At 68.7% G+C, this 23083-nt stretch carries 21 protein-coding genes and 1 pseudogene; 10 read left to right on the forward strand and 12 right to left on the reverse strand.

All coding sequences use genetic code 11. From position 1 onward, the window contains the following. Positions 1-154 precede the first annotated feature (154 nt). Positions 155-1372, forward strand: coding sequence for an FAD-dependent monooxygenase (locus NOD94_RS01015; protein WP_281203733.1), 1218 nt, complete (start codon positions 155-157; stop codon positions 1370-1372). Between the two features lie 316 nt (positions 1373-1688). On the opposite strand, the gene NOD94_RS01020 is transcribed toward NOD94_RS01015, so the two are convergent. The 6 genes from NOD94_RS01020 to NOD94_RS01045 form a co-directional block, all read right to left on the reverse strand. Continuing rightward, positions 1689-2600, reverse strand: a complete 912-nt coding sequence (locus NOD94_RS01020; protein WP_281203734.1) for an SDR family oxidoreductase — start codon at positions 2598-2600, stop codon at positions 1689-1691. Positions 2601-2753: 153 nt separating this feature from the next. Then, positions 2754-3245, reverse strand: a complete 492-nt coding sequence (locus tag NOD94_RS01025; protein ID WP_281203735.1) for a hypothetical protein — start codon at positions 3243-3245, stop codon at positions 2754-2756. Between the two features lie 177 nt (positions 3246-3422). Further along, a complete protein-coding gene (locus NOD94_RS01030) occupies positions 3423-3941 on the reverse strand; it encodes a MarR family transcriptional regulator (protein WP_281203736.1) in 519 nt (172 codons plus the stop codon). A gap of 155 nt (positions 3942-4096) precedes the next feature. Then, positions 4097-4354 carry a hypothetical protein gene (locus tag NOD94_RS01035; protein ID WP_281203737.1) on the reverse strand — a complete coding sequence of 86 codons (258 nt, stop codon included), beginning with the start codon at positions 4352-4354 and terminating at the stop codon, positions 4097-4099. Between the two features lie 2 nt (positions 4355-4356). Continuing rightward, positions 4357-4779 carry a hypothetical protein gene (locus tag NOD94_RS01040; protein WP_281203738.1) on the reverse strand — a complete coding sequence of 141 codons (423 nt, stop codon included), beginning with the start codon at positions 4777-4779 and terminating at the stop codon, positions 4357-4359. 198 nt (positions 4780-4977) lie between these two features. Then, positions 4978-5421 (reverse strand): hypothetical protein, encoded by a 444-nt coding sequence (locus NOD94_RS01045; RefSeq protein WP_281203739.1) that lies wholly within the window; start codon positions 5419-5421, stop codon positions 4978-4980. A 1065-nt stretch (positions 5422-6486) separates the two neighbouring features. Between NOD94_RS01045 and nadE the strand changes: the two genes are divergently transcribed. Genes nadE through NOD94_RS01060 form a run of 3 tightly spaced genes read left to right on the forward strand, consistent with a single transcriptional unit; the run spans position 6487 to position 10000 of the window. Continuing rightward, on the forward strand, positions 6487-7476 hold the full coding sequence (gene nadE, locus NOD94_RS01050) for an NAD(+) synthase (RefSeq protein ID WP_281203740.1): 990 nt from the start codon (positions 6487-6489) through the stop codon (positions 7474-7476). Between the two features lie 11 nt (positions 7477-7487). Continuing rightward, a complete protein-coding gene (locus NOD94_RS01055) occupies positions 7488-8237 on the forward strand; it encodes a 2OG-Fe(II) oxygenase (RefSeq protein ID WP_281203741.1) in 750 nt (249 codons plus the stop codon). Continuing rightward, entirely contained in the window at positions 8234-10000 is a 1767-nt protein-coding gene (locus tag NOD94_RS01060; protein ID WP_281203742.1) for a hypothetical protein, read from the forward strand. Before NOD94_RS01055 ends, NOD94_RS01060 begins: the two co-directional genes overlap by 4 nt. Positions 10001-12346: 2346 nt before the next feature. Here NOD94_RS01060 and NOD94_RS01065 read toward each other — a convergent pair. Next, positions 12347-13261, reverse strand: coding sequence for a LysR family transcriptional regulator (locus NOD94_RS01065; RefSeq protein ID WP_281203743.1), 915 nt, complete (start codon positions 13259-13261; stop codon positions 12347-12349). Positions 13262-13377: 116 nt separating this feature from the next. Here NOD94_RS01065 and NOD94_RS01070 point away from each other — a divergent pair, with 116 nt between their 5' ends. From NOD94_RS01070 to NOD94_RS01085, 4 genes are all read left to right on the forward strand, one after another. After that, on the forward strand, positions 13378-14190 hold the full coding sequence (locus NOD94_RS01070) for an inositol monophosphatase (RefSeq protein ID WP_281203744.1): 813 nt from the start codon (positions 13378-13380) through the stop codon (positions 14188-14190). Positions 14191-14240: 50 nt separating this feature from the next. Continuing rightward, entirely contained in the window at positions 14241-14888 is a 648-nt protein-coding gene (locus tag NOD94_RS01075; protein WP_281203745.1) for an NAD(P)-binding domain-containing protein, read from the forward strand. Positions 14889-15238: 350 nt separating this feature from the next. After that, a complete protein-coding gene (locus NOD94_RS01080; protein WP_281203746.1) occupies positions 15239-16279 on the forward strand; it encodes a vWA domain-containing protein in 1041 nt (346 codons plus the stop codon). 223 nt (positions 16280-16502) lie between these two features. Further along, positions 16503-16970 (forward strand): hypothetical protein, encoded by a 468-nt coding sequence (locus NOD94_RS01085; protein ID WP_281203747.1) that lies wholly within the window; start codon positions 16503-16505, stop codon positions 16968-16970. Between the two features lie 4 nt (positions 16971-16974). Here NOD94_RS01085 and NOD94_RS01090 read toward each other — a convergent pair. After that, positions 16975-17208, reverse strand: a pseudogene (locus tag NOD94_RS01090) (IS630 family transposase); the annotation flags it as partial. Between the two features lie 146 nt (positions 17209-17354). Then, a complete protein-coding gene (locus NOD94_RS01095) occupies positions 17355-18026 on the reverse strand; it encodes a response regulator transcription factor (protein ID WP_281203748.1) in 672 nt (223 codons plus the stop codon). Between the two features lie 346 nt (positions 18027-18372). Here NOD94_RS01095 and NOD94_RS01100 point away from each other — a divergent pair, with 346 nt between their 5' ends. Beyond that, on the forward strand, positions 18373-18645 hold the full coding sequence (locus tag NOD94_RS01100; RefSeq protein ID WP_281203749.1) for a DUF3040 domain-containing protein: 273 nt from the start codon (positions 18373-18375) through the stop codon (positions 18643-18645). A gap of 141 nt (positions 18646-18786) precedes the next feature. Continuing rightward, entirely contained in the window at positions 18787-20097 is a 1311-nt protein-coding gene (locus tag NOD94_RS01105) for a cation:proton antiporter (protein ID WP_281203750.1), read from the forward strand. A 255-nt stretch (positions 20098-20352) separates the two neighbouring features. On the opposite strand, the gene NOD94_RS01110 is transcribed toward NOD94_RS01105, so the two are convergent. The 3 genes from NOD94_RS01110 to NOD94_RS01120 all read right to left on the reverse strand — a co-directional run bounded on the left by NOD94_RS01110 (position 20353) and on the right by NOD94_RS01120 (position 23060). Then, a complete protein-coding gene (locus NOD94_RS01110; RefSeq protein WP_281203848.1) occupies positions 20353-21096 on the reverse strand; it encodes an ABC transporter ATP-binding protein in 744 nt (247 codons plus the stop codon). Positions 21097-21139: 43 nt separating this feature from the next. Next, positions 21140-22183, reverse strand: a complete 1044-nt coding sequence (locus NOD94_RS01115) for an ABC transporter substrate-binding protein (RefSeq protein WP_281203751.1) — start codon at positions 22181-22183, stop codon at positions 21140-21142. Between the two features lie 88 nt (positions 22184-22271). Further along, a complete protein-coding gene (locus NOD94_RS01120) occupies positions 22272-23060 on the reverse strand; it encodes an ABC transporter permease (protein ID WP_281203849.1) in 789 nt (262 codons plus the stop codon). Between the last annotated feature and the right edge of the window lie 23 nt (positions 23061-23083).

Consider the following 23083-nt stretch of genomic DNA (forward strand, 5'->3'; position numbering starts at 1 on the left):
GGGCGCCCGCCGAGAACCCGGTGCGCGTCCGGGCCACCGTCCGGATCCGGTGATTTCCCGCCTGGTCCGCGACGCCCCGCACCGGCACCCCCGGCGTGCGGGGCCGGGAGGGTAGCCTCGGCCGACCGAACGACGAAAGCGGGTGGAGGCCCTCATGCGCACGCCCACCGTCCTGATCTCCGGAGCGAGCATCGCCGGCCCGGCGTTGGCCTGGTGGCTGAACGGCTACGGCTGGCGGACCACCGTCGTGGAGCGCTTCGCAGAGCTACGCGAGGACGGTCAGAACATCGACATCCGCGGCGCCGGCCGCGAGGTCGCCCGCCGCATGGGCATCGAGGACGCCGTCCGAGCCGCTTCGACCGGCGAGACGGGTACGGAGTTCGTCGACTCGACCGGCACCTCGCTCGCCCGCTTCGCTGCCGGAACATCCGACTCCGGCGGTGCGACCGCCGAGTTGGAAATCCTCCGGGGTCAGCTCTCCCGCATCATCGTCGAGCGCACCCGCGACCGGACCGAGTACGTCTTCGGCAACCGGATCGTGTCCCTCGACGAGGGCGAGGGCGACGACGGCGTAACGGTCACCTTCGCCGACGGCGCGATCCGCAGGTTCGACATCGTCGTCATCGCCGAAGGCCTGCGCTCCCGGACCCGGTCCCTGGTCTTCCCGCGCGTCGACGCGGTGCGCGAACTCGGCTTCTACGTCGCCTACCTCACCCTCGCCCGCACCGACGACGACACCGACCTGTGGCGTTGGCACAGCGCCGGTCGCGGCCGCAGCATCACCCTGCGACCGGACAACCTCGGCACCGTCCGGGCCACGCTCGCCTTCCTGTCGGACGTCCGGGGCCTCGACGAGCTCGACCGCGACGGCCAGACCACGGTCCTGCGCCGCACCTTCGCCGACGTCGGCTGGGCCGCGCCCCGCGTGCTCGCCGCCCTCGACGACGCCCCGCTCTATTTCGACGCCGTGGGTCAGGCCCGTATGCCGTCCTGGTCCTCCGGGCGGGTGGCGCTGCTCGGGGACACGGCGTACTGCGCCTCGCCGATCAGCGGGATGAGTACGAGCCTGGCACTGACGGGCGCCTACGTCCTCGCGGGCGAACTCGCGACCCGTCCGCACCGCACGGCCTTCGCCCGCTATGAGGAGGTCATGCGTCCGTACGTGGACCGGGCGCAGAAACTCCCTCCCGGCGCACCGCGCATCGCCAACCCGCGCAGCCGTACCGGGCTCGCCGCCATGAACACCGTCCTGAGGATCGCCGGCACTCCCGCCGCCGCACGCCTGGGGGGTCTGGCGTCGAGGTTCTTCACCCCGCCGGCCGACGCGATCGACCTGCCGGACTACCCGCCCGCGCTCGCCCCGTCGCCGTGACCGACCGGCCCCGAAGGGCCGGCACGGGAGCGGCGGTCCGCTCGCCCACCGGACCGCCGCCGGGCGTTCCCGGGCCGGGCCGAGGCGGCCCGGAGCTCCTGGGCGGCGCTCGCATCGCGGCCGAACCCGCCCAGGTATTCCACGCCGCGGGCGGCCGCATCGGCGTGGGCGAGCACGAGGGGGAGGGGCGGACGAGGGCACGCTCCGGTCCGAGCGGGACGCGCCGTCGCACCGCCCCCGGCCGCCCCACCCGCTACGGCGTCCCGCGCGGGCGGTGGCGCACCACCTGCGGCAACCCGGCCGGCGCCGAACCCGGTCAGCGGCTCCCCGTCGTCCTCCTCCGGTCCGGGTCGGGACCGTCCTCCCGACGGAAACGGTCCCGGTTTTCGGCGAGGAAGGCGTCGAGGCCGCGGGGCGGGCGGCCGAGGATGTCGGCGACGGTGGTGGTGGGGGTTTCGGGTCGGGCAACGGCCAGCCGCTGGATCTCCGTCACGTGCTCGGCGAGCCATCCGGGCATGCGGGCGCGGTGCACGAGATGGTCGCGCAGCTCGTCGGGGGAGAGGTCGACGTAGCGGATCGGACGGCCGGTCAGGAGGCTCAGCCGTCGCGCGATGTCCGGGTAGGAGACGGCTTCGGACCCGGTCAGGGTGTGGACGCCGCCTGCGATCTCGGGCCGGGTGAGGGCCGCCGCGGCGACATCGGCTATGTCGCGGCAGTCGATGTGGTTGCAGGGGGCGTCGCCGGTCGTTCCGAGGATGAGCCCCTGTCCGACGGTCGGAGCCAGGCGCAGGAGGTTCTGCATGAACGCGTAGGGGCGCAGGATGGTGTGGGGGAGGCCGCCGGCCCGCAGGTGTTCCTCGACGGCGTGGTGTCCACGTGAGACGGCCACGGGAGAGTCCGGTTCGGCGGCGGGTGCGGAAACCTTGACGATGTGTCGGATACCGGTGTCGGCGGCGATGTCGATGACACGCGATTCGAGTTCGACCTGTTCCGGGCCGTTGGCCATGGCGAGGAAGAGCTGGTCCGCGCCCTTGAACGCGGTGCGCAGGGAGTGGGGCTCGGTGGCGTCGGCGTAATGGACCTCGACGGGCGGCAGGTGAGCGCCGGTCAGGCCGGGGACGGGCCGGTGCGGGTTCCGGGTCAGTGCGCGGACGGGAATGCCGAGCGCGAGGAGGCTGCGGAGCAGGGCGTTGCCCGTGGCTCCGGTCGCTCCCATGACGACGATCATCGTGTACTCGTTCCTTGATGGGGTCCCGGCGGCGGGCGCTGCCGGAGTGGACTCGGTCGGGGGCGGGTTCGCGGGGGCCCGGGGTTCGAGATCGTCGGGTTCCACGGCGGGGGCGACCCGGGGCGAGCCTGTGGTCCCGGGGTGGTGCGGGCCCTAGGTCAGGGAAGCCGCCGCTGTGCCGCGCCAGCGCAGGGTGACGATGGTGGTGGCGAGGGCCGCGGAGACCGGTAGGTCGACGCGCAGGCGCTCCAGCCACGGGGCGGCGGGGACAGCTGTGTGGGCGGGCAGCCACTCGGCGGTGAACCAGCCCAGGGCGCCCGCCGTCCCAACAGTCGCGATGACGAGCACGGCGGTCAGGACACCGCGCGGCACGGTGGTGGTCCACCGCCGCGGCCGTCCGCCGCGCCGCAGCCAGGTGCCGATCAGGAACGCCACCACGGCGGAGGTCCCGGCGATGGAGGTGCAGGCGGCCACGGCCAGGTCCCGCTGCCCTGTGATGACCCCGGCGGTACCGGCCGTCAACGCCGGGGCGGCGTAGGCGGTCAACACCTCGCGCCACAGGGCGAAGGGGCGGGCGGGGCGGGGCGGTCGGGGCGGTCGGGAGTCGGCCCGGTTTCGGCCGGTCCGGGATTTCGCTGGGTGCATGCTGTCCTTCTTCTCGTTCTCGTCCCCGCCTTCCCGAGAGCGCGAGCGCGGGGGCGGGGAAGCGGAGGGGAGGGCCGGCCGGATCGGCGGATTCATTCCGTCGAAGTGATTAGGTGCCTAACTATTGGGTCGAAAAAAACCCCGCCGGGAGGTCGGGGCCGGTCGGCCCCGATCGCCTCAGTCGGCGACCAGAGCCTCGCTGCCGCGCACGACACGGGCGAGCAGTTCCAGGAACACGGTGCGCTCCTCGACGGAAAGTCCGCTCACCATCGCCTCAAGCCGCCCGAAATGCTCGGCGGCCATGTCACGCAGCCGCTGCGCCCCCCGCGCGGTCAGGACGGCCACCGTTCCGCGACCGTCCTCCGTGGACGGCCGGCGGGCGATCAGCCCCTCGCGCTCAAGGCCGTCCAGCAAGCCGGTGACCGTGGCCCTGGTGACTCCGAGATCGGCTGCGAGGCTCGACGGGGACTTCTCCCCGCCGTGGTCTTCGAGGTCGGCGAGCAGGCGGTAGCGGCCGGTCGACAGTCCGAACCTGGCGAAGTGCGTCTCGGCCGCCCGACCGACCCGCGCACCGGCCGAGATCAGCCGCACCGCGACCAGTACTGCCTGCGGGTCGGCCCGCAGTCCGTAGTGCTCGACCTGCCGCCTGGCCTGCTCCAGCGTGGGCGCCTCGTCGGCGTCGCCGTTCCTCGTCATGGAAGTAATATGGTGGCTAACTATTCGACCTGTCAAGTGTCGCCGCACAGCGAGGCGTTCACGCCCATGAGGAAGAGCGCGAGCGCGCGCACCTCGGCCATTACTGAAACGCCCATACTCCGCCCAGGAGGTGGATCAGGGACGAGCAGGGCCGTTTACGAATCGAGCACGTCAACGACCCTCGGGACCGCGCTCGTTGCGACCTCCGTCCGGTCGGCGAGGTGTTGCACAAGAGACGCTCGGACCGACTCCCGCCGGCCGCGCGGCGGGGCCCGGTCGCCGTCGCCGGTGCCGGTCTCCTCCGGGGGCTGCCAGGGCAGGGTCAGGTCGAAGCCGTCGACCACCTTGCCGGGTACGTCGTGCGCGGAGGCGGCGCCCTTGGCGCCCTGCTTGGGACCCTCGTTGACCTGCATCATCAGACGGTCGCGGCGGAAGACGAAGCCCCGTTCCAGGTGCCGGCCTCACCCTCCCAATCGATGGTCCACCTCCCGTTCGCCTCCTCTTGGCCCTGCACGGTCGCCCGGCCCCGAAGGACCTGGCCGCCGGGCCCGGTGGGCCGGATGCTCCAGGTGCCCGTGAGGAATGCCTCCACGGAACGCTCGATCACGCCCTGCCCACCGGAGGACTTCGAAGGTGCGGTCTGGGCGGGGGGAGAGGAGCTCGGGACTCCTGTCGAGGGCGTGTCGGCCGGGGGTGGGGTCGCGGAGGCCGGTGTCGCCGGCTTGTCCTTGCCCGTACACGCCGCCAGGAACGCCGCGCCGGCCCCGATCGCCAGGTAGCGCAATGCGGTACGCCGGCCGACGGTCTGCGCGGCCGTACGTATGACGCCGATGGTCATGTGATCCCCCGTGCAACACAGTTGGACAACCGGCGTGACTCCACGAGGGCTACGGGCGCGCTTGGCGACAGCCGAATCCGCCGGAGTTGCCTCCGGCGGCGGACGCCGGCCGTCATCCTGCGGGGCGTCCGTGCGCGCCTCAGGCGGCGTCGGGTGCTGTGACCGGAAAGGTCCCGGCGAACCCTCCCGGCGACAGCGTTAGCTCGCCGAGGGTGCCGAAGTCTTGAAGTCCTCGGGGTTCAGGACGGGAGCTGGAACGATCTTGAACGAGCGGAGGGGGAGGCCGATGATGACCTTGCCGGGTTCCATGGGCGTCCGGTCACGCGGAGCACCCGCGCACGCGTCGGCTTCGTAGATGAACACCGACGTGTTGGTGTGGTTGGACACAGAACGGAAGTAGCTGCCCTCCGGGGCTTCGGGGAAGACTTCTTTGACCGTGTAGCAGTGTCCGTCCGTGGGGCTCTGGACGAGCTTGCGGGGGGCGCCGATGATGGGCCCCTCCTTGCCCGGTTCACCCAGGACGACCTGAACGTCGCCGACGGCTGCCGAGGCCGAGGTCGGCAGGGCCACCACAAGCATCAGAGCTGTCGTTCCCGCCGAGACGAGGAGTCCGGTCCGGCGAGCGATCCGTTGACTGCGCATGGAACCTCCAGGGCGCCGCGTCATCCGGGGGTGTGGTCAGGAGGCGCCCACCTCGGCCCAGTATCCCCTCGAAGCGGTAGCGGCGCAGCGCGGCCGAGGCTCGGGATCCACCACCGTCAACGCGCGGGTCCAGAGGCCGGCTCGGGCGCGGAACGGCGATCGTGGGGCGGACGCAGGCGGACGCGGGCGGACGTACGGCGACGTACTCCCATGCGGCGACCGCGGCTGAAGGAGAGAGCCGCCCGAGCGATTCGGGCGGGGGAGACCGTGCACCAGCACCAGCGGCATCGACATCGACATCGGCCGGCTTCCCGTGCGCCGGGGTGGGGCGGCGTCGTCCGGCTCCGATCGCGTCCGCGCGAGGCGTTGGACGGGCAGCTTGCCTCACGGGGACACCAGGGTCTAATCTCGTCACCATGACGATAACGGCGCATCGATCTTCGCGCCCCCATCACACCGGTCCCCAGGGGCCTCGATCCGGCGCCGCGCGCACGGCCGCGAGGCCTTCTGGACACCGCCAACGCGCTGCGGGTGGTCTACGGGTAACTGGGCATTCAGGAGGCGGAGTTGATGGCAATGGAGGAAGCCACCACCGGCGGCGTCGGGCCCCCGCCGATCTGACGCTTCCTGCCCGAACCCGCCGTCGAAGCGGCGGAAAGCGTCTCAGTGTCGTGGCATTACCTGGCCCGTGTTCGATGTGAGGGGCACCTGAGCCACAACGCTCGGGCGTCCGCGGCGTCGTGGTGCGGTCGTGGCCATGGGCTCCCTCGGAGGAGCGCCCGCGCGGCCCTGGGCGTCGGGCACGACGAGCCTCGCTGCCGTGACGTCACAACGTGCGAGGCAGGCTGCATCAGTCGAACCGGAACGCCGCGAGCTTCCATGGTTCGTATGAGCACCTCTCCGCGCTACGCCTTCACAGAACTGTCGTCGTCGACGCGCCGCACCCTGGTTCAACGCATCCGGATTCGCGGATTCGCGCGGTTTGGCCGTCCACGAAAACTTCAGGTGTCGCAATCAGAGTCACGCGATACTGCTCCCGAAATTCCCTCCCGCTAGGAACGTCTCATGCGCCACGCCAGTCCGCCTCCGCCTTCTCCGCTGCACACCATCCTGTCCACCTGCCTTTCTGAATTCCGCTCGGTCCGAGCATTTGATGCAGCGAACTATGTCCGTAAGAAGTGTCGAGTCCTGAACGGGTACCTGCGGCAAAACAACCTCGACTCCCTCGTGGTGGGGATATCCGGTGGTGTCGACTCGGCTGTTGTCCTCGCTCTCGCGGAGACCGCCCGTAAGATGCCTGACTCGCCGCTGGTCGAGATCGTTCCGGTTCTGGCGCCTATCAACGATGCGTCTGCGGCCACGGGGCAAGCCGAGGGAGTGCGCCGCGGCCAGGAGATATGTGACTTGTTGGGCCTCACCCCCATATTGGTGGACCTGACAGGAGCGCATGCTGCCCTCAAGGGTGCAGTGGACGCGGATTTGCCTCATGCCGGCGAGAATTGGGCCTCGGGGCAACTTGCCAGCTACATACGGACTCCGGCCCTCTATTACACCGCCAGCACGCTCGCCGAGCGCGGACATGCCGCGATCGTGCTGGGGACAACGAATCGCGACGAAGGCGCCTACCTGGGCTTTTTCGGTAAGGCTTCCGACGCGATGGTCGACGTGCAGGTCATCAGCGACCTGCATAAAAGCGAAGTCTACGCAGTGGCTCGCCACCTGAAGCTGCCCCACTCCGTAATTGAAGCCGTTCCTACAGGTGACATGTATGACGGGCGCCCGGACGAAGCTGTCTTCGGGGCTTCGTACGACTTCGTCGAGCTTTATCTCAACTGGCTCACGACTTCGTCGAGTTGGAGGGAGTCACAAACAGAGCGTTGGCCGGAAGCAGCCCGCATCGAATTCGCAGAACTGGCCAAGCGCCTGGAATCCCTCCACGCTTTCAATGCGCACAAGTATGTAGCCGGCAGTCAAGCCGTGCATATCAATGTGCTGCCCGCTGCTGTTCCCGGTGGCTGGAGTCACGGCCACGGATATTTTACGGCGAAGGGCTGAAGGTGTCCGGAATGGCGGTCAACCCATTTGACCTCGCTCAAAATACAGTGCGCGGCATCTCCGTCAATGATGCTTGGGTCCCGGCGGTATCAGAAATTCCGCAAGGCCGGGCCAAAGTGATCCGAAATTTTCTCACCCCGGTCGAGGTGAAACTCCTGGAGGCCGAGCTCGCCAACCAACACTTCGTGCCGACCGGCCGAGACGGTATTCTCGCGAATTATTCGCAGGGGGACCCGGTTGGCTCACTTCGCGCCACAACCGACTCCGAGGCCTTGGCGGCTGAGTTCTACCTCAGGCTGCAATCGTGCTTGTCGCTCGAAGTAAGTCCTGATGACCCGACCGATTCAGAGGGTAGGTCGTGGAGAGCGGTATCCGTTAACCCGCGCATGCGATTCATAAAATATGAACGCGGCGGACTGCTTGTGCCGCATTATGATTCTCCTTACCTTGCCCCCGACGGAACGCGAACCCTTTTGAGCGTTGTCGTCTACTTGTCCTACGAGGCAGAGGGGGGCGAGACGCGGTTCATCAGAGACCGGCAGGGCGACCTCCCCTTTGTGCAACGAGACTTTTCGGACTGGTCCCGGGTTGCGAGCCCCGATGAGGTAGTGGCTGTCCACCACCCCGAACCGGGCGATGCGCTTCTCTTTTGGCATCGCACGCTTCACGACTCCGCCCCCATTCTTGAGGGAGCGAAAACAATTCTTAGAACCGATGTGCTCTATGAGCCAATGGGTCCGCCTGAAGCAATAGGAAAATGACTGTCTCCCAGGGGGCCCACGTGGTGCTCGCGTCATCGATGGATGTGCTTGCAAGAGAGGATCATGCATGGCATGACCCCTTCTACCGTGACGTGATCGCGGAGTGGGGCGAAGCCGAGCTGCAGGGCGCCGGATATTTTGATGACGGGTCGACACGGGCGGACTTGCAGCAGGAAAACATCACCCCGTTCTTTTGTACGCCCACTCATAAACTGACCAGAAGTCCAAACGAAACCAGGCCGCTCGTCCTGTTGGCCACCGGAGCATTCTCGCCGATTCATCAGGGGCATATGGACATGCTCCTGAGCGCACGTCGTGTGCTTGAATCAAATGGAGAACATGTAGCAGGAGCCTACCTCTCACCCAGTCACGATCGGTATGTGTCTGCCAAGCTTTCCCATGAAGCGGCGTCGGCGGACGAGCGACTCGCGCTTGTTGCCGAAATGGTCTCGCGGCATGACTGGATCATGGCTTGCCCGTGGGAGTCAAAATGGGTGGCCAACCCCGTGAACTTCACGACGGTCCTGTTGCGCCTGCAGAACTATCTGCGTCACTCCTGGGACGCAAACTGTGACGTGGTGTTGGTCGTAGGGGCCGACAACTCCGAATTTGCGCGATGCTTTGTCAGACAGGGCCGCTGCGTGATTGTTGCGCGAGGAAACCATGGACGTCAGATTTCTGAAGTCTGCGGTGACCCCGGAATGGCGCCTGCCTTGAATGAAAAGCGAGTGCTTATCGGCCCCGCCTTTTCCAGATCGACTCTCATGTCCTCCACGAAACTCCGCAGTGCGCGGGCGGAAACTCCTGCAGCGCAGAATGCACCCGGCCGGCGTGGCGACGGCGGCAACGCACAAGTCGTTTGCCGATACGCAGTCAGGGACGATCTGGACTGGGCGACAAAACGGTGGCGTGATTCGGTTCCCAAAGAAATCATGGAGCCTGCCCTGGCCGAGTTCAAGGACAGTGCTCTCCACAGCATACGGGCTGCCCTGCACGGTACCGGAGAGCGCAGGATCGTAGTCGATCTCCTGAGCCATGAAAAGCAGAGGCAGATAGCCGAAGAATTTTGTGCCAGTAACGTCGTCGTCTCCTTGGACACCTCGACTCCGGCAACCCATCGATTGGCCATATCGCGGCTTTTCCATCCGTTCGACAGGCAGCTGCATCCGCACGGTATGGTGGCGCGCCCAGGATGGCGCAGCAAACAAGAGCAAGTGGCGTCGATTGCGGCCAAGTCCGTTGTCCTCATGGACGATGACATCTGGACGGGCGCCAGCATAGGCCATGCCTCGGGGTTGCTCGAAGGAGCCGGCATAGAGATATCGCGTACCATTTCTCTGATGGCCGAAATCGAGCCGGGAAAGTCCCGACCTTTGGATCTCATCGATCTGCGAGACCTCCTGGTGGGCGCCGACGACAGTGGGTTGGTGGTTCAGGACTCCGGGGGCCTCATCACCCGAGCACCCTATCTGCCGCCTTTTGTGGACCTCACCTCCAGGGCTTCGATCCATCCGACCGGGATTCGCGATCTCGGTTACCGACTTTGGGCGGCGAATTCGGTTTTCTTCTCCAGAACCGGTCTACGTGTAGGTGATGCTGCCGCCGCCGTACGTCAATTTCTGCACCTTCGTGGACACCGGGACGGAGATGCTTTGTCGGAGGTGTGTGACAGGTATCGGCGTCGCGTAGCGGACCTGCCATTCGCCGCGGGGTCGGATGTCCATCAGATGCTGAGGAATCCCTCTGCGCGATCTGTAGGTTGAACGCCTGCGCAATGTGGGGACGCGAGGACCGGTGAGAGGCGAGCGGGTCTGACGAGGGGCGAACGCTCGGTAGGAGACCGCGTATGTGTGCCGCGTCGGCCCGTTCCAGGCGACGTCCAGCCCGTCCGGCCAAGCAAGTTGCCTACCGTGTGGTGGAGTTGGTGCGGAGGGCGGGAGAATGCCTGCCGGCGGGGCTCGCAAGGGGCTCGTCCCGTCGCACCGTCATGGCTCAAGCCCAGGCACTCAGCTTGCCGTTCGACCTCGGTGCCGGATGAGCCGAGCAAGTGCCTCTGTGGGGTGGCAGAGCCACGCGAGAAGTGGGCTCGTGACCACGAACCAGTGGACACTGATTTGACCCTGTTCCTTGTCCAGGGTCGCTCGGGCACCATCCCGGTGGACGAAGCGGAGGTATCGCCGGCGGACGGACGCGCCGGCTACCAGTAGCACTGGCGAGGTGAGAAGGATGGCCACCGGGACCAAGGCTCTGGCGGCGGTGACTTTCGCCTTCTCCTCGTATCGCATGCGCCAAGTTTGTCGTCCAACCTCAACTTCCTGAAGGGGTGGGTACGGATCGGACGGCCCGGGCTTGTGCCACCGATGTCGGACCCGGGCGGCTCGGGTCCATCATCGGTCGGCTGGACCGGCGCCCGGGCGGCCCCGCGGCTGGGACTGGGTGGGATCGGCCCCGGCAGGTGGGTTTTGGTTCCTCCCGCCGAGTGCGCACGTCGGCGGTCGCGGGCGGTCGCCCGCCCCGACCATCGACGCGAGGCCGATCACCACGACGTCGCACACACCCATGTGCGGCTTCAACACGTCTGTGCCCGAAGGCCCCGAGACCGTGCGCATCGCTCCCACTTCCACGACACGTCGGCAGCTGTACCGGCGCACCGTATGGGAACGAGGCGACGGGACGGTGACCGCGCCCCGGAGACGGCAACGTGCTCGGGGTGCACCGAGCCGTGGGCCATGGCTGACGCTCGAAACCGAGAGCCGCATCCCAGCAACCGCATCCCAAGGGACGGCCGTGACCGAGAACTTCCCCGACGCGACGCGGTACCTTGCATGTTGTCTTCGTGGGCCGGAAATGACGTGGGTGAGGTATGTGCAGTGGGGGATTGGGCTGAGCTGTGGGTGCGGAAGACGGCGCTTTGGTGGTTCGTGCTTGTTGCCTTCGGGACCTGGTCGTTGGAGGAAGAGTGGCTGCCCTGGCGGATCCTCACGGTGCTGATCGCGGCCGCTGCTCTCACCAGGGTGGCTCGTACCACATGGGAGCTGTCTCATGACTCGCGTCCGGCGAAGGAACGGTTGGAACAACACATCGAAGAGTCTCCTGCGCCGTAGCCGGCCGCACGCGGAGCTGGCGGTCAGCCCGTGCAGGCCGCCCGGGACACCCCGCACCCTGTCCTGCCGTCACCAACCCGCCGGATAACCCGAACTCCCTTCCTCCACACCGGCCCGGCGGCCGAGGCGGCGGTGGAGGCATCGGACCGCGATGGTTCGGGACCTTCGGGACGGGTCTCCACCGTCGACCGTTCGTATCCCCAGCACGTGCCCGGGTCGGCCTTGGACTGTAGCGTCCGGTGGATGATCAACCAGGGGTGGCGGGCAGTGATGGGCGGGTTGGGTGCGGGTGCGCTGTTCTGGGGGGTGGCGGGTGCTGTCCACTTGGGATTCGAACGGAACAGCAGGCCCGGAGGCGGGGTTGGCCTCAGTCTTCCCGAGGGAGGCGGGTGGTACGAGTTGGCGGCGTTCACCGGGTTCGTCGTGACCGTCTACTCCGCGCCCGGGTTGCTGCGGCGGAGGGCGTGGTGGCCCTGCCTCGCTCTGAGTTCGGGCGCCGGTACGGGAGTTGTAGCGGTGCTGATACTGGGGCAGAGCACGAGGTACTGGATTGCAGCCGGGGTCATGACCGGCCTTGCCGTTGTGGTTCCACTGGCACAAGCGACTTGGGGACGTCACAACCCGATCCGGTGTTTGGAACGGGCCCGTTGAGTTGGCGAAGCGTGGCGCCACGCATGCGCCGCAGACGCCGTCCCTGGCTGATCCTCCCGCACTACGCGCGGGACGTGGGGGTTCGGTGTCCCGGCGGTGGTGAACGGTCGCCCGCGAAGCGGCATCGGTTCCTACCGCGGCGTGCACTCCTGGCGCGCCTTCATGGCCGCCGCGGCCGATGTCAGGGCCGACGCGACTGCGCCTCGTCAAGCGCCTGATGCGATGCCGCGCCGGTGAGTTCGGACCCGGCCGGGACCTGTGCCCTCAGGCCGACGACACGTGGCCTGCCGGGTCGCGGCTCGACTTGATCGACCCCCCGCCCTGCCTGTCCGGTCGGTCGGTCGGTCACGGGTGTTACGCGATGGTCCGTGCCCCGAACAGCGCCTGGACGGTCTCGGCGGCCGTTTCGCGCAGCCAGGTGTGGGCGCGGTCGTCGTCGTAGCGCTGGTGCCACAGCAAGTAGAGGGGGACGTCGGGCAGCTGGAGGGGCAACGGCATTGTGATCAGGCCGAGTTGCTCCCGGTCTGCGCGGGTCACCGCGTCGGGAAGTGTGACGAGCAGGTCGGTGCCGAGCGCGAGTCGCAGAGCGAACGTGGTGGTGGGTCCGGCGGCAACGACGCGTCGTTCGAGGCCGCGCGCGGTCAGGGCGTCATCGATCCGGTCGTGCAGGCGGCCGCGCCGCGAAACGGTGAGGTGCTCGGCGGCCGCGTAGCGTTCGAGACTCAGCGGGCCTTCGATGAGCGGGTGGCCCGGGCGTACGGCGACGACCAACCGGTCCCTGCCGACGAGGCGATGGCGGATGTCGGGAAGCGTCGGAGGGCCGGAGCTCGATTCGAGGTCGACCTCGCCCCGGCGCAGTTCGGGGGTGTCCGTGCCGGGTTCGGCGGGCAGGCGCAGCTGGACGCCTGGGGCCCGGCGGTGGACCGCGGTGATCAGGGCGGTGCCGCAGGCGGCGGCCAGGGCGTCGTGCCAGCGCACGGTGAACACCCGCTCCAGGGTCGCCAAGTCGAGTTCCTGCTGGGCGGAAAGGAGTTGGTGGGCCTGTTGTACGAGGGCGTGGACCTGGGCTCGCATGGCGAGCGCGCGAGTGGTGGGGACCATGGTCCGGCCGGTGCGGACCAGGATCTGGTCTCCGGTGGCCTTGCGGATGCGGCCCAGCGAACGGCTCATCGCCGGTGCGGTCACATGGAGGCGGGCCGCGGCGCCGGCGACACTGCCCTCTTCCAGGAGGGCGTCCAATGCGGTGAGCAGGTTCAAATCCAGTTGCATGAGAGTAACTCTATGACTGAATAGCATGCACTTGTTGTTAACCATCGGTGGGCCTAACTTCGAAGTGCGGGTACGGCACAGGCCGCCCCGCAAGAATCGAACCAGGGGAGCTCATCATGAGCACAGCCATGCCTTTCGACGCCCGCACCACGCTCCTGTCCGACGTGACCGCGGCGGTCAAGGTCGCCGGCCTCACGCTGCGGGACCGCTACACCTCCCACGCCCGAGGAGTGAGTCTCGACGAGGTCGTCGAGGAGATCCACGCCAACGACGACGCGGTGCTGGAGGTACTGAGGGAGCCGCTGCTGCGGGCCCGGCGAGGATCGCAGTGGGCCGAGGACGAGCTGGCCGGCGGCGCGCTCCCGGCCGGGGAGTGGTGGGTCGTCGATCCCGCCGAGGGAAACATCAACCACGTCCACGGCATGGAGGACTGGGCCGTGACCGCCACGCTGGTCCGTGAGAACCAGCCGGTACTCACCGTCGTGCACCTGCCGCTGACCGGCGACACCTACACGGCCATCGCCGGCGGTGGTGCCCACCTCAACGGCCGACCGCTGAAGGTGTCCGCCAAGACCGACGTGGGCGCCGCGCTCATCGGCACCGGGCAGGCCAAGCCCGGTGAGGACGAGCGAACCTTCCGCCGGATCGGCGACTCCGTCACCGCCATGCTCATCAACGGCCTCGTCGTGCGCGTGTCCGTTCCCGCCACGATGCAGCTCATCCACGTCGCCGCCGGACGCATGGACGCGTTCTGGCAGTTCTCCGACGTCCGTTCCGGCCTGGTGGCCGGCGCCCTGCTGGTCTCCGAGGCCGGAGGCACCGTCACCGACCTGGCGGGGGAACCCTGGAACACCGGCAGCCGCGACTTCCTGGCCGCCGCCCCCGGCATCCACGCCGCCACCCTCAAGGTCCTCTCGCCCATCGCCTGACCGCACACCTCCGCTCTTCACCCACCCCATACCGCAAGGAGCACCACCTCATGACCAGCATCGGCATCCTGGGCGCGGGCCGCGTCGGGACGAACCTCGCCGGCAAACTCGCCGCGGCCGGACACCACGTCATCCTCGGCCGCCGGGGCCCGACGGACGAGACCACCGCGGTCACCGAAGGCGCGGACCCCCGTATCTCCTTCGCCGACCAGCGCCTCGCCGCCCGCACCGCGGACATCGTGATCAACGCGACGCCCGGAGACAGCTCACTCGACCGCCTCGCCGGCCTGCGAACAGAACTCGCCGGAAAGATCCTCATCGACGTCTCCAACGCCACCCGTGACTCCGCTGACGGCCTGCCCGGCGACCTGTGCCATCCCGACAGCAGCCTCGCCGAACACCTCCAGGCCGCCCTCCCCGACACCCACGTGGTCAAGACCCTCAACACCATGCTGTTCATGGTCATGACCGCCCCCGAAACCCTCGCCACTCCACCGACCGTCTACGTCTCGGGCAACGACGAGAGCGCGAAGAAGACCGTCACCGGCCTGCTCGGTGACCTGGGCTGGCGTCCCGAATGGATCGAGGACCTCGGCGACGTCACCACGGCTCGCGCGACCGAGGCCATGATCCTGGTCGTGCCCCACGTCCTGCGCCGACACGGCTTCAAGCCCTTCGCCGTCTCCCTCGCCCGCTGACCCCGCTGACCCCACTGACCCCGCTGTCCCCGCCGGATCCGTGGGAGAGGACCGCGAGCCGGGCGAGGCCGTGTGCAACTCGGTGCTCCCCGCCTTCCCTGTTGACTCGGGGCGTCGCCTTCGGAACGGAAGCGGAGCTCACCCGCGGACGGGCGTGGTGAAGGGGCGGACCGGGAGGGCCGTTGACGGCCTGCCAGACAGGTGATGCTCCCGCCCCTCCAGACTCCAGACCGTCAGGAGAGGAGGAGCGGCGAGAGTTGGCCGCCCCCGCCCCGTCGGATCCACGATCGATTGTCAGTGGTGGCTGAGAGGATTGGTTTACCAAGTCGGGAAGAGCGGGGAGCGCAATCATGTCCGGAAGCCAGAATTACATCAACCACGTAGCCCTTGTGCTGGATGCCAGCTCGTCCATGTCGCATCTGAGTGGCAAGGTCATCGAAGTCGCCGACCGGCAGATTTCCTATCTGGCCCGGCGGTCGCAGGAATTGGACCAGGAAACCCGCGTCACGGTGTACGTCTTCGCGAACGAGGTGAAGTGCGTCATCTACGACAAGGACGTGCTGCGCATGCCGTCGCTTAAGCAGCTCTACCAGGTCGGTGGAATGACGGCCCTCCTGGCGGCGACCCTCACCTCGCAGCGGGAACTGGCGCAGACCGCCCAGCTCTACGGCGACCACAGCTTCCTGACGTTCGTCCTGACGGACGGGCAGGAGAACGCGAGTCACCGCTGCCCGGGTTCCCCCAGCAGGGATCCGCGCGCGCTGGTGAAGGCCGTGGCGGATCTGGTCGAGACGCAGGCGGACAACTGGACGCTGGCCGTGCTGGTACCCGATCAGATGGGCAAGCGCGAAGCCATGCAGTGCGGTTTCCCGAAGGACAACATCGCCGTCTGGGACGCCACCAGCACGCAGGGGCTGGAAGAAGCCGGGAACGTGATCCAGGAGGCCACCGAGAAGTTCATGGTGGGTCGTACGAAGGGCATCCGTGGATCGCGGACGGTGTTTTCCGCGGGCGGTGACGCCGTCAACAAGAAAGCCATAGAGGCCGCCGGCCTCACCCCGGTGGATCCCTCGGAATACCAGCTGATCACGGTGGCCCACGAAACCGCCATCCGGGAAGGGGTGACGGAAAGCGGACACACCTATCGGACGGGTTGCGCGTTCTACCAGCTGAGCAAGTCGGAGAAGATCCAGGCGCGCAAGCAGATCGCGGTGCTGGAGAAGAAGACGGACCGGGTGTACACGGGGCCGCAGGCCCGAGCCATGCTCGGACTGCCGGACACCGAAGTCCGCGTCAAGCCGGACCACAACGACGACTTCACCATCTTCGTGCAGAGCACCAGCGTGAACCGGAAGCTCGTACCGCAGACGCGGCTCCTGGTCATGGTCTGACGGCACCCGAGCCCCGACGAGCCGTTCGCCGGGGCACCCGGGGTCGGGCCGGAGGCGCGCAGCGGTCCGTCCGACCCCGTGGGTGCTCAACCGGACGCGGGATCAACCACGGGCCCTGGGATACGGCGGATCCTGGGTGATCGCCACTCGTCCAGTGCTGTGACCGGGAAGGTTCACCGGGGTCAGTACCCTGAGCCCGGCTGCGGTGACGAGGAGGTCGGGCATGACGCGGAGACTGTCGGTGGACGAGGCCGTGGGACTGCTTGAGGGCGAACTGGGGTCAGGGCAGCAAGCGTTTGACGATCTGGTCACGGAAGACCTCTGGCTCGCCTTCCTCCGATTCGGCCGACGGCTGTTCGACGTCTCGGACACACCCGACGCTGACGGTCTTCTGTTCCAGTACGGGACCCACGCGTTCGACGGTCCTCCGGCATTCACGCTGGACCTCACCCGACAGTTCGAGATCTCCGACAGCAACGGTGATCACGACCATTACGTGCAGGTCCACTGCGAGCTCAGATACGGACTCGCACCCGCCCTGGAGGCCCTCGGAAGCTTCGACTCGTGGTTCTTCCACGATGCCGGAGACGATCTCGAAGAGTGGGCTCAAGGACTGATCGAGCGGGCAGCCTGGGCAACGATCCACAGACTCAAGCCGACCGAGATCAGGGTGTATCACGAGCAGGTGTAGTCGTTCAGGCCGTCATCGTGGTGGGACGCCCTCTCCAGCGGACACCCTTCTCACTGCGGATGCGGGCTCGTTCACGTCGCTGGACTGCGAGGACGTCGGGGTGGCGTGCGTTCTTGTTGCGCCAGCGCAGGTAGGCGTGCAGGGCCCGGGTCTGGACGGTGTGGTTGGGGTGGTTCGAGTTGGCCAGGGTGAACTGCCGTAGCGGTCCGAAGTGGGCTTCGATCGGGTTGGCCCAAGACATCCTGAGGTGCTGGAGCGGTGTCTGCACCACCTGCCGGCAGCCCCTCCCGAACAGACCACACACCACACCAAGATCAAGAGCAACCCAACGGAGTCCTACTAGGCGCCTGACGGGGAAGCCGGGGCTCGGCGCCGGAGGCCGCGTCATGCCTCGATGAGGCCGGCCCGGATGGCGTAGCGGGTCAGTTCCAGGCGGTCCTTGAGACCGAGCTTGTGCAGGAGGTTGGCGCGGTGGCGCTCCACGGTCCTGGGACTGATGACCAGGACGTCGGCGATCTCCTTCGAAGTGTGCCCCTCCGCCACGAGTTTGAGGATCTCCTCCTCGCGGCCGGTGAGGGTCCTGGCGTGCGCATCGCCACAACCGTCCTTGTGGTCGAGATAGTTGCGGATGAGGGCGTTGATCGCACCCGGGTACAGAAAGGGCTCGTCTCGCATGGCCGAGCGACACGCCTCGACCAGGTCTCGGTCGGCGACGGATTTGAGGACGTAGCCGGCTGCCCCGGCCTTGAGGGCCTCGAAGAAGTACTGCTCGTTGTCGTACATGGTCAGCATGAGGATGCGCAGCTCCGGCCGGAGGCGGGAGAGTTCGCGGGCAGCCTGCAGACCGGTCAGGCGGGGCATGGCGATGTCGAGGATGACCAGGTCGGGTTGTTCGGCGAGAGCCGTGTCGACGGCCTCGGCGCCGTCGCCCGCCTCGGCCACGACGGTCAGGTCCGGTTCGCCGTCGAGGATGAGCCGCACCCCGCGACGGACCAGGGCGTGGTCGTCGGCGAGCAGGATGCGGATGGTGGCCCGTTCCGGTTCGGTCGTGGTCATCGTTGGTGGCTCCCTGACGGTACGAGCGCGTCGAGCCGTGCCCCCGGAGTCGCCCCGAGCCCCGAGCCCCGAGCCCCGGGTCCCTGTGCGTGCGCGTCCTCCCGATCGGAGTCGCGGGGGCATTGACGCGCCGTACACCCAGGGTGGCGGTACGCCTGCGGCCGTGTCCATCGGGGCCGACACCCATTTCCCGCCGCGCCCGCCGATCGCGCCTACACGTCCGCCTCCCCCGGATATGGGTGCCGGCGCCGATGGCAGCGCCGACGTACCACGTGTGACCGTTGCAACAACGCTTCGACGCCCCCACCGCCCACCGCCCACCGCCCGCACCCCGGCAGGAGGCGCCATGGCCGGAACCGACGACGGACCACTGCGCGACCCCGCGACGACGACGGCACGCACCGACCCCCGGTTCGGGCACGCCCTGAACGCGGGAAACCCCCGCCGGCCACTGGAACACCGGCGCGGCAGGGCATGGACGTTGCTGACCGTCGCGCTCGTGACACTCACGGTGGGCGTGGTGCTGCCCCATGGTCTGCTCCTCGCGGCGGGCCTGGTCATGGCGGGCGAGGCCGTCGGCCTGCTCGACCCGCCACCCGGACGGGAGCGACGCACCTGACGGCGGCCGCACCCCCGGTGATCGCGGCAGATGAAGACCCGGACCACCGGAGTCCGAACGGACCCGCCGAACGAAGGAGGACCCATCCGCCCTCGTCATCAGAGACGATCCGACCTTGCGCGCCGCCGGGAGTGGTGATCCATGGGACACGCCGACACCTTGCTGGCCATGGGTGGCGCCTTCCTCGCCGCCGCTTTCCTCGCCCGCCTGGGCAGGCGCATCGGCCTGCCGACCATCCCGCTCTTCATGCTGGCCGGCATTCTGCTCGGCCCCCACACCCCAGGACCGGTACTGGTCCAGGACGCGCACGACTTCGAAATGCTCTCCGCCCTCGGTCTGGTACTGCTCCTGTTCTACCTGGGCCTGGAGTTCCACCTGGACGACCTCCGCAGCGGGGGCAGGCGTCTGCTGGCCGCAGGCGGGATCTACCTGCTGCTGAACGTCGGGGCCGGCCTGGGCTTCGGCTTCGCACTGGGCTGGGGCGCCAGGGAGGCGTTGGTGCTCGCCGGCGTCATGGGCATATCCTCCTCCGCGATCGTCACCAAGATCCTCATCGATCTCGGCCGCATCTCGCACCCGCGGACGCGGCTGATCCTGGGCGTCATCGTGGTCGAGGACATCTTCCTGGCCCTGTACCTGGCCGCGCTCCAGCCGGTCATCAGCGGAGCCGAAGGCGCGGCCGAGATGGTGCTGCAGGCGGCGAAGGCGTTCGCCTTCCTGTTGGCGTTGGCCGCCGCCGCGCGCTACGGCACCCGGCTTACAGGGCGTCTGATCGCGGTCCGCGAGAACGAACTGCTGGTCATCAGCTTCCTGGGAGCCGCGGTCTTCGTCGCCGGTGTGTCCGAACTCCTGGGGGTCGCCGACGCCATCGGCGCGTTCATGGTCGGCCTGATCCTCGCGGGCACCCCTTCCGGCCCGCGGATACGCGAACTGGTGCACCCGCTGCGGGACGCCTTCGCGGCGATCTTCTTCTTCGCCTTCGGGCTGTCCATCGACCCCGGGAACATCGCGTCCGTCGCCGTGCCGGTGGCCGCCGCAGCGGTTCTGACGATGGGGGTGAACATCGCGGCGGGGCTGCTCGTCGCCCGACTGTACCGCTACGGCCCCGGGCCCGCCGCGGACATCGCCACCACTTTGCTGGCGCGCGGGGAATTCGCGCTGATCCTTGCCGCCATGGCCGCCGGCGCCGGACTCGACGGTCGCCTCACCCCGTTCGTCGCCGGCTACGTCCTGGTCCTGGCCGTCCTCGGACCCGTGGTCGCCGGGCGCGCGCACCTGCTCGCCCACGCGCTCACCTCCGTACGGGACCTCCTGCCCGACGGCCGGAAAGCCCGCCCGCCCGAGGCCCCCGACCAGGCCCCTCGGGCCGACCCGGACCGGTCGCCGGCACCTCCCGCGCCGGTACGGACACCCCCAACGTGTGTCCCGGACGTCCCGGGAAGCCACGACTAGGCTGCCTCTCAGTGGTCGTCCCGCAGCACGAACGGCTCGACGTTCCAGGGCCCGCCGGCCCCACGCGTCAGGGCGCCGTGCCCTCAGGCAGTGGCAGTGGCAGTTGCATGGCAGTGACAGTGGCGTGGCAGTGACAGCGGCGGCGCCGATCCGCGGGTGACGGGTTGACCGGTTGCCCGTGGCCACGCCATCAGCACGTGGCCGGCGGTGCCGGCGCGAGCGGGGGAGTGCGGCGCCGCGACGCCGCACTCCCACTCAGCCGCGCATGATCTTCGTCAGCCGGCTGCGCAGCCGGGCGAACTCGGGCGACGCCCGCAGCGCGGCGACGTCCGTGTCCGGATCCCGATCCAGGCCCACCGGCAGCTCCGCCACCACCCGACCGGGTCCGGCCGCCATGACCAGGACCCTGGAGCCCAGCAGCACTGCCTCTTCCGCCGAGTGCGTCACGAACAGCACCGTCGTACCCAGCCGGGCGGCCAAGGCCCGTACCTCCTCCTGGAGCCGCTCCCGGGTCAGGGCGTCCAGCGCGGCGAACGGCTCGTCCATGAGCAGGAGTTCGGGCTCCGCCGCCAGGGCCCGGGCGAGCGCAACCCGCTGCTGCTGACCGCCCGAAAGCTCCCAGGTCCGCCGACCCGCGGTGCCGGGCAGTCCCACCCGGTCCAGGAGTTCCGCGATCCGCCCGGCGCGCTCCGCGCGCGGCACCCCGAGCCGCGCCAGCGCGAAGCCGAGGTTCCCGCCGACCGTGCGCCACGGGAACAGCCGGGGCTGCTGGAACACCACCCCGGCCCCCACACCCGGCCGGGGGAGCGTGCCGCGGACGAGGGCGACGCCCGAGGAGGGCAGCTCGAAGCCGGCCACCACGCGCAACAGGCTCGTCTTTCCGCAGCCGGAAGGCCCGACGAGGACGACGAACTCGCCGGGGTGGATCCGTAGGTCCACGCCGTCCAGAGCCGTCACCGGCTGTTTGGCGGACCCGTACGTGACCTTCACCCCCGCCAGTTCGACGGCGACGGCCCCGGGAAGGGCGACCGCCCCGGGGCCGTCAGTTCGCGGCACGACCGAGCTCCTCCACCGCGAGCGCCTTGCCGAACACGGCCTGGTCGGGTACCGCGTCGACCGCCTTCTGCCCCTTCAGGAACACCGCGGCGTCGTGCAGGTTGGCGGCGAGCTTCCCCGGGGCGCCGGGGGTGCCCAAGTACTCGGGCCCGGTCTGCTCCTTCGCGCTCAGCAGCACCAGCTCCGACAACTGCCGCTTCGCCTCCTCCGTCGGCAGCCCGAGTTCGGCGCCGATGGACTTCGCGGCCTGGTCCGGTGCGGTACGTGCCTGGGCGACGGCCTGGTCCTGTGCCTTGATCCAGGCGGTGACCACCTCCGGATGCTCGGCCGCGAACGCGTTGGTCACCACCCCGAGGTCGGCGGTGGGCTTGCCCTGCTTCGCCAGCTCACGGCTGCTGACGAGCACCTTGCCGTCCTTGGTCAACTCGCCCAGGGTCGGCGTCCACACGTACGCGGCGTCGATGTCCCCCCGCTTCCACGCGGCGAGCGCGTCCTGCGGCTGGAGGTCGATGGTCTGCACCGCCGACGGTTCGACACCGGCGGCGGTCAGCGCGGCGAGGAGCGAGTAGTGGGCCGTCGATCCGAAGGGGGTGGCCACCTTCTTGCCCGCCAGGTCCTTCACCGAACCGATCCCGGCCTTTGCGACGAGCGCCTCGTTGTCCCCGATCAGATCGTGGATCCACACCACCTTGTACGGAATGTTCAGCGGCGCGGACAGTCCCTTGGTGACCGGACTGGACCCCGCCAGGCCCAGGTCCACGGCACCCGCGATGACGGCCGTGTTCACATCACCCCCGGACTCGAACTTCACCCACTTCACCTCGACGTCGGGCAGGGCCTGCTCCAGCAGCCTCTGGTTCTTCACCACGAGGTCCGCGTTGGGTATCGCCTGGTAGGCGATCCGTACGGTGGTCTTCCCCGCGCCGCCTCCCGTGGCACTTGCGCCACCCCCGCACGCGGTGGTGACGGAGGCCGTCAGGGCGACGGCGGCAGCGAGCAGGAAGGTGCGGCGGGAGGTGAATGCGGGCACGGGAGATCTCCGGTCTGAAGTCGGACGACGAAAAAAGGGGGGAAGCGGGGAGGAAGGGGAGAAGAGGCAAGGAGGGAGGGCAGGACCATCAGGCGCGAGTACGCCAGGGCACCGCCATCCGCTCGACGAGCCGCAGGAGCGAGTCCAGAACGATCCCGGACAGTCCGATCGCGAGGATGCCCGCGATCACCAGAGCCGTCTGGTTGTAGCGCTGCGCGTCGCGGATCATGCCGCCGATTCCGGGCACGCCGTTGATGGTCTCCGCCGCGACCACCGAGGTGTACGCGACCCCGACGGCTATGCGGACACCCGTCAGGATCTCGGGCAGCGCGGAGGGCAGCCGTACGGACAGCAGTAGCGCCACCGGACCCGAGCCCAGGGCCCGCGCCGCCTCGACGAGTTGGCCGGGAACCGTACGGACGGCAGCGGCGGTGGCCGCCGCGATGGGCGGCAGCGCGGCGATCACCAGCAGCCAGATCTTCGGTGCCTCGTCGATACCGAACCAGATGACGAGCAGTGAGAGGTAGGCGAGCGGCGGCAGGGTCCGAAGGAACGTCACCGCGGGTTCGAGTACGACGGCCAGCGGCCGGACCGTACCGATCAGCAGCCCCAGCGGCACGCCCGCCAGTACGGCGTACGCCGAGCCGGTGCCGATCCGCCCCAGGCTGACCCCCAGGTGCTCGATCAGCAGGTGGCCGCCGTAGCCGCGGACCCCGTCGTGAACGGTGGAAGCGAGGATGAACTGCCGCCATACGTCCCCGGGCGAGGGCACCAGGACCCGAGGCCACACCTCGGCGACGACGACCGCATGCCAGGCGGCGAGCAGTACGGCGAGGGCCGCGATCCGCAGCGCGCCCCAGCGGAGCGCGTCACGCAGCCGCTCCCGTCGCCGCGACGCGG

Origin of the sequence: Streptomyces sp. Isolate_45 (assembly GCF_024721315.2) — a bacterium.
Lineage (GTDB): Bacteria > Actinomycetota > Actinomycetes > Streptomycetales > Streptomycetaceae > Streptomyces.

Coding starts and splice junctions, on each gene's coding strand:
- NOD94_RS01100 (WP_281203749.1), top strand. CDS start 18,373: ATGGCCGGAACCGACGACGGACCACTGCGCGACCCCGCGACGACGACG.
- NOD94_RS01075 (WP_281203745.1), top strand. CDS start 14,241: ATGACCAGCATCGGCATCCTGGGCGCGGGCCGCGTCGGGACGAACCTC.
- NOD94_RS01105 (WP_281203750.1), top strand. CDS start 18,787: ATGGGACACGCCGACACCTTGCTGGCCATGGGTGGCGCCTTCCTCGCC.
- NOD94_RS01020 (WP_281203734.1), bottom strand. CDS start 2,600: ATGATCGTCGTCATGGGAGCGACCGGAGCCACGGGCAACGCCCTGCTC.
- NOD94_RS01030 (WP_281203736.1), bottom strand. CDS start 3,941: ATGACGAGGAACGGCGACGCCGACGAGGCGCCCACGCTGGAGCAGGCC.
- NOD94_RS01085 (WP_281203747.1), top strand. CDS start 16,503: ATGACGCGGAGACTGTCGGTGGACGAGGCCGTGGGACTGCTTGAGGGC.
- NOD94_RS01080 (WP_281203746.1), top strand. CDS start 15,239: ATGTCCGGAAGCCAGAATTACATCAACCACGTAGCCCTTGTGCTGGAT.
- NOD94_RS01095 (WP_281203748.1), bottom strand. CDS start 18,026: ATGACCACGACCGAACCGGAACGGGCCACCATCCGCATCCTGCTCGCC.
- NOD94_RS01060 (WP_281203742.1), top strand. CDS start 8,234: ATGACTGTCTCCCAGGGGGCCCACGTGGTGCTCGCGTCATCGATGGAT.
- nadE (WP_281203740.1), top strand. CDS start 6,487: ATGCGCCACGCCAGTCCGCCTCCGCCTTCTCCGCTGCACACCATCCTG.
- NOD94_RS01035 (WP_281203737.1), bottom strand. CDS start 4,354: ATGCAGGTCAACGAGGGTCCCAAGCAGGGCGCCAAGGGCGCCGCCTCC.
- NOD94_RS01055 (WP_281203741.1), top strand. CDS start 7,488: ATGGCGGTCAACCCATTTGACCTCGCTCAAAATACAGTGCGCGGCATC.
- NOD94_RS01025 (WP_281203735.1), bottom strand. CDS start 3,245: ATGCACCCAGCGAAATCCCGGACCGGCCGAAACCGGGCCGACTCCCGA.
- NOD94_RS01015 (WP_281203733.1), top strand. CDS start 155: ATGCGCACGCCCACCGTCCTGATCTCCGGAGCGAGCATCGCCGGCCCG.
- NOD94_RS01040 (WP_281203738.1), bottom strand. CDS start 4,779: ATGACCATCGGCGTCATACGTACGGCCGCGCAGACCGTCGGCCGGCGT.
- NOD94_RS01045 (WP_281203739.1), bottom strand. CDS start 5,421: ATGCGCAGTCAACGGATCGCTCGCCGGACCGGACTCCTCGTCTCGGCG.
- NOD94_RS01065 (WP_281203743.1), bottom strand. CDS start 13,261: ATGCAACTGGATTTGAACCTGCTCACCGCATTGGACGCCCTCCTGGAA.
- NOD94_RS01070 (WP_281203744.1), top strand. CDS start 13,378: ATGAGCACAGCCATGCCTTTCGACGCCCGCACCACGCTCCTGTCCGAC.